This is a genomic window from Cellulomonas sp. GTC20042 (assembly GCF_055389595.1).
Window position 1 is genome coordinate 3058111 of the sequence record NZ_AP043678.1, and the last position, 12412, is coordinate 3070522.

Annotated in this window: 9 protein-coding genes; 5 read left to right on the forward strand and 4 right to left on the reverse strand. The window is 75.4% G+C overall.

The window, feature by feature from the left end:
- Positions 1-40: 40 nt before the first annotated feature.
- On the reverse strand, positions 41-1987 hold the full coding sequence (locus tag ACZ5HG_RS14180; RefSeq protein WP_464177374.1) for a cation:proton antiporter: 1947 nt from the start codon (positions 1985-1987) through the stop codon (positions 41-43).
- A gap of 223 nt (positions 1988-2210) precedes the next feature.
- On the opposite strand from ACZ5HG_RS14180, the gene aztD reads away from it, so the two are divergent.
- Entirely contained in the window at positions 2211-3581 is a 1371-nt protein-coding gene (gene aztD / locus ACZ5HG_RS14185) for a zinc metallochaperone AztD (RefSeq protein ID WP_464177376.1), read from the forward strand.
- A 109-nt stretch (positions 3582-3690) separates the two neighbouring features.
- Positions 3691-4617: a metal ABC transporter substrate-binding protein gene (locus tag ACZ5HG_RS14190; RefSeq protein WP_464177378.1), complete on the forward strand. Its 927-nt coding sequence runs from the start codon at positions 3691-3693 to the stop codon at positions 4615-4617.
- 37 nt (positions 4618-4654) lie between these two features.
- Here ACZ5HG_RS14190 and ACZ5HG_RS14195 read toward each other — a convergent pair whose 3' ends face one another.
- The 3 genes from ACZ5HG_RS14195 to ACZ5HG_RS14205 all read right to left on the reverse strand — a co-directional run bounded on the left by ACZ5HG_RS14195 (position 4655) and on the right by ACZ5HG_RS14205 (position 7746).
- A complete protein-coding gene (locus ACZ5HG_RS14195) occupies positions 4655-5131 on the reverse strand; it encodes a heme-degrading domain-containing protein (RefSeq protein ID WP_464177380.1) in 477 nt (158 codons plus the stop codon).
- A gap of 57 nt (positions 5132-5188) precedes the next feature.
- A complete protein-coding gene (locus tag ACZ5HG_RS14200; protein WP_464177382.1) occupies positions 5189-6376 on the reverse strand; it encodes an SLC13 family permease in 1188 nt (395 codons plus the stop codon).
- Between the two features lie 137 nt (positions 6377-6513).
- A complete protein-coding gene (locus ACZ5HG_RS14205) occupies positions 6514-7746 on the reverse strand; it encodes an AGE family epimerase/isomerase (protein WP_464177384.1) in 1233 nt (410 codons plus the stop codon).
- Positions 7747-7958: 212 nt separating this feature from the next.
- Here ACZ5HG_RS14205 and ACZ5HG_RS14210 point away from each other — a divergent pair, with 212 nt between their 5' ends.
- From ACZ5HG_RS14210 to ACZ5HG_RS14220, 3 genes are read left to right on the forward strand one after another with little or no spacing between them, the layout of a single operon-like run.
- Positions 7959-9101: a LacI family DNA-binding transcriptional regulator gene (locus ACZ5HG_RS14210; RefSeq protein ID WP_464177387.1), complete on the forward strand. Its 1143-nt coding sequence runs from the start codon at positions 7959-7961 to the stop codon at positions 9099-9101.
- On the forward strand, positions 9098-9883 hold the full coding sequence (locus ACZ5HG_RS14215) for an HAD family hydrolase (RefSeq protein WP_464177389.1): 786 nt from the start codon (positions 9098-9100) through the stop codon (positions 9881-9883). Before ACZ5HG_RS14210 ends, ACZ5HG_RS14215 begins: the two co-directional genes overlap by 4 nt.
- Complete coding sequence (locus ACZ5HG_RS14220) at positions 9880-12396, forward strand: glycoside hydrolase family 65 protein (RefSeq protein ID WP_464177391.1); 2517 nt, start codon at positions 9880-9882, stop codon at positions 12394-12396. The genes ACZ5HG_RS14215 and ACZ5HG_RS14220 overlap by 4 nt, the downstream gene beginning before the upstream one ends.
- Positions 12397-12412: the final 16 nt, after the last annotated feature.

Consider the following 12412-nt stretch of genomic DNA (forward strand, 5'->3'; position numbering starts at 1 on the left):
CTCGCCCGACCCTCGTGCGCCCGGCCCTGCGCCGCCGCGCTCAGGGCCGGGCGCGCATCTCCAGGCTGATCTGGTCGGCGTCGAGGGCGGCGAGCACCGCGGTCAGCGCCGCGGAGGACGCCGTGCCGAGGTCGCGGATCCGCAGCAGCTCGGCCCGCTGGGCGTCCAGCATGGCGAGCCGCAGGTCGAAGAACTGCGCCTGGGTGCTCACCGGGTCGACGTCCGGCGCGACCCCGGCGGGGCCGTCCTGGTCCTGCTGCTCGCGGCTGCGCTGCTCGGTCACCTTGCGCACCCGGGCGAGCACCTGCGGGTCGTAGGGCTGGCCGTCGGGGCGGCGCAGCTCGTCCGACAGCATCGCCTCCTTCGCGACCGTGACCAGCTGCGCGGTGAGCCGGTCGATCTCCTCGTGGCCGTCCTGCGGGTCGCGCCCGAGGCCGAGCCGGCGCACCAGCCAGCCGAGGGTCCCGCCCTGCACGAGCAGCGTCCCGGCGGCGACGAAGAACGCGATCAGCACCAGCAGCGCCCGCTGCGGGGTGTCGGCCGGCAGCGACTGCGCGGCGGCGAGCGTGACGACGCCGCGCATCCCCGCCCAGACCAGCACCGCCCCCTCGCGCGGGCCCATCGCCTCGGCCTGGAGGTAGTCGATGTCGGCCACCCGGCGGGTGATCCGCGCCCGGAGCTGCTGCATGCGGGTGGTGGGGTCGCCCGGCGGCCGGCCGCCCCGCCCCGTCCGCCCCGCGCCGCGCGCCCCGGGGTCGCGGACCGGCAGCCCCTGGCGGGCGGCGTCACGCGCGGCCGGACCGACGTCGGCGCTCACGATCTCGACCCCGCCGGCCGTCGGCCCCTGCGCCGGCACCGCCTCGGTGCCGAGCACCCGGTCCGCGGAAGGCGGTCGCCCGGGCAGCCGCAGCGCGGCGAGGTCCTCGCGAGTCAGCGAGGCGATGCCGTCCGCCCGCTCCCCCATGGCCGTGAGGAACCCGCGCGCGGTCAGTCCGCGCCGCGCGCGACGACGCAGGGTGGTCAGCAGGAACGCGACGTAGCCGGTGCGCACCGCGAGCACCACCAGCGCGGACAGCGCGGCGAGCCCGACGGCCAGCAGCAGGCTGCCGCCCTCGTCCTGCACCTCGACCACCAGGCCGTACAGCTCGAGGCCCATCACCAGGAAGACCGCACCCTCGAGCAGCAGCTCCAGGGTGCGCCAGTTGGCGGCCTCGGCGATCCGGTCCTGCGGGCGCAGCCGGGCGCTGCCGGAGCCGGCGACCAGCCCCGCCGCCACCGTCGCCACCAGCCCGGACGCCCCGAGGTGCTCGGTGGGCAGGTACGCGACGAAGGGCACGATGAACGACACGGCCGTGGTCAGGTGCGGGTCGCGCAGCCGCGAGCGCACGACCAGGCTGGTCTTGCCGACCACCGCGCCGATCGCGACGGCCACCACCACCGCGTAGACGAAGTCCCCGGCGACCTCCCAGAGCGACACCGAGGCGGCGGTGGCGGCGATGGCAGAGCGCAGCAGCACCAGCGCGGAGGCGTCGTTCAGCAGGCTCTCGCCCTCCAGCACCGTGACCAGGCGCGGGCTCACGCCGGAGCGGCGCACGATGGAGGTCGCGACCGCGTCGGTGGGGCTGAGGATCGCGCCGAGGGCGATGCCGGTGGCCAGGCCGATGTCCGGGATCAGCCAGGACAGCAGCGCGCCGAGCGCCACCGACGTGCCGGCCACCAGGAACACCGACAGCCCGCTGATCGCGGTGAGGTCCCGTCGGAAGTCCATCGTCGGCATCGACACCGAGGTCGCGTACAGCAGCGGTGGCAGCACCCCGGCCAGGATCCACTCCGGCTCGATCTCCACCGCCGGCACCGCCGGGACCAGGCTGACCAGCACGCCCAGGGCGACCAGCAGCAGGGGTGCGGCGACCCCCACCTTCGGCGCCAGGGCGGTGACCAGCACGACCGCGAGCGCCCCGAGGACCCCGATCATGAGGATCTCCACGCGCGACCTCCGCTCCGCCGTCCCGCGTGGACGGCCCGGGCACGACCCTACGTCGGCCCCGGCGGCGATCCCGGTCGACCCTGCGCCCGCGCCGTTCCTCGGCGCGCACTGTGCCGAAAATGAGAACGAGTGTCGTTACGTGCTAGCGTGCGGACCGCCGATCATCCCCAGCACGGAGAGGAGACGGCGCCCGGGGCACCCCTGCGCCCGGACGCCCGCCACCATGACCGCCACCCGCACCACCCGCCCCGCCCTCGCGGCACCCGCATGGGCCGGCCTCGGCCTGACCCTGACCCTGCTCGCCGCCTGCGGCAGCACCGACGACGCCGGCACCGCGAGCAGCACCCCGACCGAGACCACCGCCGCGCCGGTCGCCACCGAGGTCGCCACCGCCACCCCGCGCCTCGTGCTCACCTATGACGGCGGCATCCAGGTGCTCGACGCCACCACCCTCGAGGTCGTCGAGGACATCGAGCTCGCCGGCTTCAACCGGCTGAACGCCGCCGGCGACGGCCGGCACGTGATGGTCTCCACCACCGGCGGCTTCCAGGTGCTCGACGTCGGCACCTGGTCCGAGCCGCACGGCGACCACTCCCACGCGTACACCGCCGACCCGGTGCTCACCGACCTGCTCTACCCGGCGGAGAAGCCCGGCCACGTCGTCGTGCACGAGGGCCGCACCGCGCTCTTCGACGACGGCACCGGCGAGATCACCGTGGTCGACTCCGCCGAGATCGCCGAGCCCGACGCCGAGGCCCGGTCGCTCACCACCCCCGAGGCGCACCACGGCGTCGCGGTCGAGCTGACCGACGGCACCCTGGTCGTCTCCGAGGGCACCCAGGACGCCCGCACCGGCATCCGCGTGCTCGACGAGCACGGCGACGAGATCGCCTCCTCCGACGTGTGCCCCGGCGTGCACGGCGAGGCCGTGGCCGCCGACGAGGCCGTCGTGATCGGCTGCGAGGACGGCGCCCTGGTCTACACGGGCGGCGTCATCACCAAGGTCACCAGCCCGGACGCCTACGGGCGGATCGGGAACCAGGCCGGCAGCGAGGCCTCCCCGATCGTGCTCGGCGACTACAAGTCCGACCCCGACGCCGACCTGGAGCGCCCGACCCGCGTCTCGCTGATCGACACCACCACCGGCACCCTGCGCCTGGTCGACCTGCCGTCGTCCTACACCTTCCGCTCCCTCGGGCGCGGCGAGGACGGCGAGGCCCTGGTGCTCGGCACCGACGGCTCCCTGCACGTGATCGACCCGGTCGCCGGCACCGTCACCCGATCGATCCCGGTGATCGACGCGTGGGAGGAGTCCGAGGTCTGGCAGGAGCCCCGCCCGACGCTGCACGTGCTGGACGGCACCGCCTACGTGACCGACCCGGCCACCCAGCAGATCCACGCCGTCGACATCCTCACCGGCGAGGTCTGGAAGTCGGCCACGCTCACCGTCACCCCGAACGAGCTGACCAGCGCGTCCGGCGCCGTCGTGGAGCACGCCGCCCTGGCGCACGACCACGCGGACGACGACGAGCACGCGGACGACGAGCACGGGCACGACGAGCACGCCCACGAGGACGACGCCCACCAGGGCTGACACCCCGCGCAGAGAACCGCGCAGTCGACCCGCGCAGACGACCGAGCGCGTCCGGCTCCCCCGGGCGCGCTCGGTCCTGCCCCGCCGCCCCACCCCGAGGACCGATCCCGTGCACCCCGCCCCCGCGCCCCACCGCCGCACCCGCCGCGCCCGCCGCGCCCGCCGCACCGCCCACCCGGCGCTCGCCGTCGCGGCCGTCGCCCTCGCCGGTCTGCCGCTGCTCGCCGCCTGCTCCGCCACCTCCGCGGACGCCGACCGCCCGCAGGTCGTCGTGGCGTTCTACCCCCTGCAGTTCGTCGCCGAGCGCGTCGGCGGCGACCGGGTCGACGTCACGAACCTCACCCCGCCCGGTGGCGAGCCGCACGCCCTGGAGCTGTCGCCGCACGCGGTCACCCAGATCACCGAGTCCGACGTGGTGGTCTACGCCGCGGGGATGCAGGCCGCCACGGACGACGCCGTCGCGAGCGGCGACCCCGCCCGTCCGGTGGACGCCGCCGCGGCCGCCGGGCTGCCGGACGACGCCCTCGACCCGCACTTCTGGCTGGACCCGACCCTGCTCGCCCCGGTCGCCGAGGCCACCGCCGACGCCCTGGCCGACGCCGACCCCGCGCACGCCGACGACTACCGCGAGCGCGCCGAGGCCCTGGCCGCCGACCTGGCGGCCCTGGACGGCGAGCTCGCCGAGGGGCTGGCCGCCTGCCGGGGCGCGACCCTGGTCACCTCGCACGAGGCCTTCGGCTACCTGGCCGACCGCTACGGGCTGGAGCAGGTCGGCATCACCGGCATCGACCCCGAGGTCGAGCCCTCCCCGGCGCGGCTGCGCGAGGTGGCCGAGACCGTCCGCGCCACCGGTGTGCGCACCCTGTTCTTCGGCGCGCTGACCAGCCCCGGCGTCACGGCGACGCTGGCGGAGGACCTCGGCGTCGCCACCGCCGTGCTCGACCCGCTGGAGGGCCACGACGGCGACGAGGACTACCTCGCCCTCATGCGCGCCAACCTCGCCGCGCTCACCGCCGGCCTGACCTGCGGGTCCTGATCCCCGGCGTGCGGCTGCCCGCGCGCGTCAGCCCCGCTCAGCCGGCGAGGAACCGCCGCACCGCCTCGACGACCAGCGCGTGGTCCTCCGCCTGCGGCAGCCCGGACACCGTCACCGTGCCCACCACGCCGACCTGCTCCACGTGCACCGGGAACGCCCCGCCGTGCGCGGCGTACTCCTGCAACGGCAGCTCGTGGATCTGCGCGAACGTGCGCCCGGAGGCCTTCGCCCGCAGGCCCTGCAGGTAGGAGGAGGTGCCGAACCGGCGCACCACGCGGACCTTGCGCTCGATCCACGAGTCGTTGTCCGCCGTCGTGCCCGGCCGGGCGGCGTGGAACAGCTGCTGGTCGCCGCGCCGCACGTCGATCGTCACCGCGAGGTCCCGCTCGGCGGCCAGGCGCACCAGCAGGCTGCCCAGCTCCCACGCGTCGTCGTTCGTGAAGGTCGCGAACCGGAGCTCGCGCTCCTGCCGCTCGACCTCGGCCACCAGCACCCGCACGTCCTGCTCGCTCATCCCCCGATCGTGCCCCACCCGGCGCCGGATCTGCACGACACGCCGCCTCGCCCGTCCTCAGCCCAGCGCGAGCACGGCCGCGACCACGCACAGCGGCGCCAGCCAGGCGCCCTGCGCGAGGAGCGCGCGCCCGGGCACGTGCACCATCGCCTGCCGGCACCGCTGCCACCACAGCAGCGTCGCGAGCGACGCCCACGGGGTGAGCAGCGGGCCGACACCGGTGCCGATCAGCACCGCAGCGAGCCGCCGCACGTCCTCACCGGCCACCGGCTCCAGCACCAGGTACGCGGGCAGGTTGTTGATCAGGTTCGCCGTCCCGGCCGCGATCCCGGCGACCCCGAGCAGCGCGCCCGTGCCGTCGCCCGACGGCGCCGCCGCGACCAGCAGGTCGCCGAGCCCGCGCACGTGCAGCGTCTCGACCACCACGAACAGCCCGGCCACCACCAGCAGCATCTGCCACGGCACCAGCCCCACCGCCCGCTCGCGCAGCGGTGCGCCCGTCCGCCCCGGCAGCGCCCGGCGTCGCAGGCCGAACGCGAGCAGCAGCACCGCCGCCGCGCCGAGGGCCACCGCCCACACCGGCAGGCCCGCCACGAACCCCGCCGCCATCACCGCGACCGTCACCCCGGTGACCAGCACCAGCGTCCGGTCCGGCGGCACGTACCGCGAGGGCGCCGTGAACCGCCCGCGCAGCCCGGTCCGCCCGCGCACCGCCAGCACCACCACGGTCACCACGACCGCCGCGAGCGCCGGCGCCCACATCAGGCCCAGGTAGTCGGCGTCCTGCGCGGCGAACCGGTGGTCGGCCAGCAGGTTGGTCAGGTTGGACACCGGCAGCAGCAGCGAGGCGGTGTTCGCCAGCGCCACCACGGTCAGCGCGAACAGCAGCGGGGACGACCCGGTCCGCCGGGCCAGCGTGATCGCCAGCGGGGTGAGCAGCACCGCCGTGGTGTCCAGCGACAGCAGCACCGTGCACACCACCGCGATCGCCACCAGCAGCAGCCACACCGCCCACCGGTGGCCGCCCGCCGCCCGCGCCGCCGCGTCCGTGGCCACGTCGAACAGCCCCGCCGAGGCGCACAGCTCGGCCACCACGGTCAGCGCCGCGACGAACACCAGCACCGGCCCCACCCGCGCCGCCAGCGCCCCCGCGTCCGCCCAGGGCAGCGCCCCGGACAGCACCAGGCCGGCGGACACCAGCACGGCGACCGCCCACAGCGGCAGGAGCTTCCGGAGCCGGGACACGGCCGGAACTCTAGGGTCCCTCGCCCGGAAGTGCCGCACGAGGTCGGTGGTTCACGCGTGATCACGCGGTGCGGAACCACCGACCTGGTGCGCAACCACCGACCTCGTGGGGATCGGGCTCGCGGGGAGGGTTCTGCTCAGTCCAGCAGGCCCTGCGCCAGGGCGGGGGCGAGGGCGGGCCAGAGGGGGAGCCTCGGGATCAGGGTGGTCTGGACGGCGTGGTACAGGTCGGCCTTGCCCTGCCAGACGGTGCGGGACACCCGGTTGTCGGTGCCGAGCTCGTGCCACCACGAGCCGCCGGCGCGGTCGATCAGGAACTCGGCGGTGTAGTCCCACCACACCCGGTACCAGTCGTCGAAGCGCTGCTCCCCGGTGGCGGCGTGCAGGGCGGCGGCCGCGGCGGTGGCCTCGGCGGCCACCCAGTGCATCCGCTCGCGCACCACCGGCGCGCCGGACCAGTCGACGGTGTAGACGAACCCGGGGGCGCCGTCCACCGCCCAGCCCTCGCGCACCGAGGCGTCGAACAGCGCGGTCGCGTCCTCCAGCATCCACGCCGGGGCGACGTCGCCGACGGCGGTCAGCGCGGCGCGGGCGTGCAGGGTCAGGCGCGCCCACTCCAGCCAGTGCCCGATCGTGGCGCCGTAGGGGCGGAACGGGTGCGCCGGGGTGTCGGCGTTGTACTCCAGGTCGGCCTGCCAGTCCGCGTCGAAGTGCTCCGGGATCCGCCAGGAGTTCTCCCGCGCGTACCCGTGCACCACCCGCGTGATGACCCGCACCGCGCGGTCCAGCCAGACCCGCTCCCCCGTCACCCCGGCGGCGGCCAGGTACGCCTCGACGGTGTGCATGTTGGCGTTGACGCCGCGGTAGCCGTCCAGGGTGGTGAAGGTGCGGTCCCACTCCTCCACGGCCATCCCGGCCTCGTCGTCCCAGAACCGCTGCTCGGACACGGTCAGCGCCTCGCGCAGCAGGGCGGCGGCGCCGGGGCGGCCGGCGGCGGTGGCGCTCGCGGTGGCCAGCACCACGAAGGCGTGCGGGTACGCGGCCTTGGTGGCGTCGCGCGGGGTGCCGTCGGCCTCGACCTCGGCGAACCAGCCGCCGTGCTCGCGGTCCCGGAACAGCCCGTCGATCGCGGCGAGCCCGTGGTCCACCAGCGGCGCGGAGCCGGGGCGGCCCATCAGGTCGGCCAGGGCGTACACGTGGGTCATCCGGCAGGTGATCCACAGCTCGGTGGGGCCGGCCATCGGGCGACCGACGTCGTCCAGCCGGGCGAAGCCGCCCGCGGGGTCCGCCGCGGCCTTCCCGAAGTCGAGCAGCCGGTCGGTCTCGCTCTCCAGCCAGCGGGCGTGCGCGGGCGTCGTCAACCACGTCATGCGACTCACCCTAACGACGCCGCCGCGCCCCGCACAGCACCCCTGCACCCCCGGTCACGGGCGGTCTGCCCGGCTCGTGCACATTCGTTCTGGGCCTTTGACACGAGTGCCAGCACGGCCCGAGGATTGTCCTGAGGTTTTGACCGGTCACAGTGGCTCCGTCGACCTGCGCCCCCCTGCCCCCGCTGCCAGCCCGGATGCCACGAGGTCCCATGCGCTCCACCACGCCGCCGTCCCGGCGCGTCACGATCCGTGACGTCGCCGCGCACGCGGGCGTGTCCCGGCAGACGGTGTCCAACGCGCTGAACGCCCCCGACCGGCTGTCCGCCGGCACGCTGGACCGGGTGCGCCGTGCGGTCGACGACCTCGGCTACCGCCCGGACCAGGCCGCCCGCGCGCTGTCCTCGCGCCGGTCGGGCCTGATCGGCGTCCGGGTCGGCGCCACCGCGCACCGCACCGCCTCGCACCCGGACCGGCTGCTGCACGAGCTGGTCCGCGCCGCGCAGCCGCACGGCTACCGGTTCCTCGCCTTCGACGCGCCCTACGGCGACGACGACGCGGAGATCGCCGTCTACGCCGACCTGCTGGCCGGCCGCACCGTGGACGCCCTGGTGGTGGCGGACACCCACCCCGGCGACCGGCGGCCCGGCTGGCTCACCGCCCACGACGTGCCCTTCGTCGCGCACGGCCGCCCCTGGGGCGACGAGGACGCCCGGCACCCCTGGGTGGACATGGACGGCGCCGCCGGCACCGCGCTGGCCGTCGACCACCTGGTCGCCCTGGGACACGGCCGGATCGCCTTCCTCGGCTGGCCCGCCGACGGCGCGGGCGGCGACGAGCGCCGGACCGGCTGGCGTGCGGCGCTGACCCGGCTCGGTCTGCCCGCGGCGCCCGACGTCACCGCCGCTGCCGACGACCCCGACGCCGCCGAGGCCGCGCTGGCCCCGCTCCTCGCCGACGCGGCCCACGCGCCCACCGCCGTGGTCTGCGCCTCCGACACCCTCGCCGTGGGCGCGCTGGCGGCGGTCACCGACGCCGGCGCCACCCCCGGCCGCGACGTCGCGGTCACCGGCTTCGACGACTCCGACCTGGCGCGTCTCACCCGCCCCGGGCTGGCGAGCCTGCGCCAGCCGGTCAGACTGGTGGCGCAGACCCTGGTCGACCAGGTGCTCGACCGGCTCGGGGTGCTCACCCGCGGCCCCCGCCCCGCCGGCGCGCTGGCACCGGAGCTCGTGATCCGCCCGTCCGCGGCGGCCCGCGGCACCGAGCACGGCATGACCGCCGCGCACCCCCCGACCCCCGCACAGCCCCCGACCGCCGCACACCCGCCGACCCCGGCACCCGCCCGAGGATGAGGAGCAGCCCCGTGGACCGCACGACCGACCGCCCCGCCGCCACCCTCGACGGCCTGGACGCCGTCCTGTTCGACCTGGACGGCGTGCTGACGCCGACCGCCGTGGTGCACATGCACGCGTGGTCCCGGCTGTTCACCCCCGTGCTGGAGGCGGCCGGCGCCGTGCCGTACACCGACGCCGACTACTTCGCCCACGTCGACGGCAAGCCGCGCTACGACGGCGTGCGCTCGCTGCTCGCCTCCCGCGGCATCGAGCTGCCGTGGGGCGACCCGACCGACCCGCCCGAGGCCGAGACGGTCTGCGGGCTCGGCAACCGCAAGAACGCCGTGTTCACCCAGGTGCTCGAGACCGAGGGCGTGCAGCCCTACCCGGGCTCGGTGCGCCTGGTGGACGCGCTGATCGCCGCCGGCCGGCAGGTCGCCGTCGTGTCCTCCTCCCGCAACGCCGTGCCGGTGCTCGCCGCCGCCGGGCTGAGCGACCGCTTCGGCCTGGTGGTCGACGGCCTGGTCGCCGCCGAGCACGGGCTCGCGGGCAAGCCGGACCCGGCCACGTACCTGTACGCCGCGGACCGTCTCGGCGTCCCGCGCGAGCGCGCGGCCGTCGTCGAGGACGCCGAGTCCGGCGTCGCCTCCGGCCGTGCCGGGGCGTTCGGGCTCGTCGTGGGGGTGGACCGGGGCGCGGGCGCCGCCGTCCTCCTCGAGCAGGGGGCTGACCTGGTGGTGGACGACCTGATCGAGCTGGTCGCCACCGCTCCCGACGACCGCGAGAGCACCACGCCGTGAACCCGACCTCCCTGTTCACCCCGGACCCGATCGACCGGCACCGGTTCCCGCACGACCCCTGGGCGCTGCGCGAGACCCGGCACGACGCCGGCGACCTCGGCCGCACCGAGACGCTGTTCGCCGTCGGCAACGGCTACCTCGGCATGCGCGGCAACGTCGAGGAGGGCCGGGACAGCCACGCCCACGGCACCTTCGTCAACGGCTTCCACGAGACCTGGCCGATCCGGCACGCCGAGGAGGCCTACGGCTTCGCGCGCGTCGGCCAGACCATCGTCAACGTGCCGGACGCCAAGATCCTGCGGCTGTACGTGGACGACGAGCCCCTGCTGCTCACCGTCGCCGACCTGCACGCCTACGAGCGCACCCTGGACTTCCGCGACGGCGTGCTGCGCCGCGAGCTCGTCTGGCAGACCCCGTCCGGCAAGCGGGTGCAGGTGCGGTCGAGCCGCATGGTGTCCTTCACCGAGCGGCACCTGGCGGTGCTGACCTACGAGGTCACCCTGCTCGACGCCGACGCGCCCGTGGTGGTGTCCAGCCAGATCCTCAACCGGCAGGACGGCCAGGACGAGTACCACGTGCGCTCCGCCGCCATGGGCGAGGGCTTCGACCCCCGCAAGTCCGAGCAGCTGACCGACCGGGTGCTCGAGCCGAGCCTGCACTGGGCCAAGGACGGGCGCTACGTGCTCGGCTACCGGGTGGCCGACTCCGGCATGACCCTGGCGGTGGCCGCCGACCACACGATCGAGACCGAGAACGAGGTCGAGGAGCTGTCCCTGGTCGAGGACGACCTCGCCAAGCACGTCTACCGGGTGCGCGCCCGCCAGGGCCAGCCGATCCGGATCACCAAGGTCGTGACCTACCACACCAGCCGCGGCATCCCCGCGCGCGAGCTGGTGGACCGCTGCCGCCGCACCCTGGACCGGGTGCAGCAGACCGGCGTCGAGCGGCAGCACGCCGACCAGCGCGCCTGGCTGGACGACTTCTGGGCGCGCTCCGACGTGGAGATCCCCGGGCAGCCCGACCTCCAGCAGGCCGTCCGGTGGAACCTCTTCCAGATCGCCCAGGCCACCGCCCGCGCCGAGGGCAACGGCATCGCCGCGAAGGGCCTGACCGGCTCCGGCTACTCGGGCCACTATTTCTGGGACACCGAGATCTACGTCCTGCCGTTCCTGACCTACACCTCGCCGCGGGTGGCCCGGAACGCCCTGCGGTTCCGCTACACGATGCTGGACGCCGCCCGCCGCCGGGCCCGGGAGCTCAACCAGGACGGCGCGCTGTTCCCGTGGCGCACGATCAACGGCGAGGAGGCCTCGGCCTACTACGCCGCCGGCACCGCGCAGTACCACATCGACGCCGACATCGCCCATGCCGTGCGGCAGTACGTGGCCGCCACCGGCGACGACGACTTCCTGGCCCGCGAGGCCGTGGACATCCTGGTCGAGACCGCGCGCATGTGGGCCGACCTGGGCTTCTGGCGCGGCAGCAACGGCGACTCGTCCTTCCACATCCACGGCGTCACCGGCCCGGACGAGTACACCACCGTGGTCAACGACAACCTGTTCACCAACGTGATGGCCCGGGCCAACCTGCGCGGCGCCGTCGAGGCGGTGGACCGGCTCGCGCACGACGACCCGGCCGCGCACGCCGCGCTGACCGACCGGCTGCACCTGACCACCGCCGAGCTGGACGAGTGGGCGCGGGCCGCCGAGCACATGGCGATCCCCTACGACGAGCGCCTGGGCATCCACCCGCAGGACGCGCAGTTCCTCGAGAAGGAGCTGTGGGACCTCGCCAACACGGACCCGTCCAAGCGCCCCCTGCTGCTCTACTACCACCCGCTGGTCATCTACCGGTTCCAGGTGCTCAAGCAGGCCGACGTGGTGCTCGCGCTGTTCCTGCAGGGCGACCAGTTCACGCTCGAGGAGAAGCTCGCCGACTTCGACTACTACGACCCGCTGACCACCGGCGACTCGACGCTGTCCGCGGTGGTGCAGTCGATCATCGCCTCCGAGGTCGGCTACCAGGAGCTCGCGCTGCGGTACTTCACCTCGGCGCTGTACGTCGACCTGGCCGACCTGCACCACAACACCTCCGACGGCGTGCACGTCGCGTCCCTCGGCGGGGTGTGGAGCGCACTGGCCTGCGGCTTCGGCGGCATGCGCGACCACGAGGGCGTCGTGTCGATCGACCCGCGCCTGCCGGAGGTCTGGGACGGGCTCACCTACCGCCTGACCGTGCGCGGGGTCCGGGTGCGCGTCGACGTGCGGCACACCGAGCTGCGGCTCACCGTCGAGGAGGGCGACGCGATCACGCTGGTCGTGCGGGGCGAGCGCGTGGAGGTCGCCGCCGCCGGACCGGTGGTCGTCCCGCTGGCCCCGGCACCGCGCCTGATCGGCACTCCGACGGTGCGCGACATCGAGGGCAACCGCCGCGCCGACGGCACGCTGATGACCGCCTCCGTGCCGGACCACCCGACCGTGCTCACCCCGCCCCCGGCGCTGCCGCAGGGCTGACGCCCCTCGGGCACAG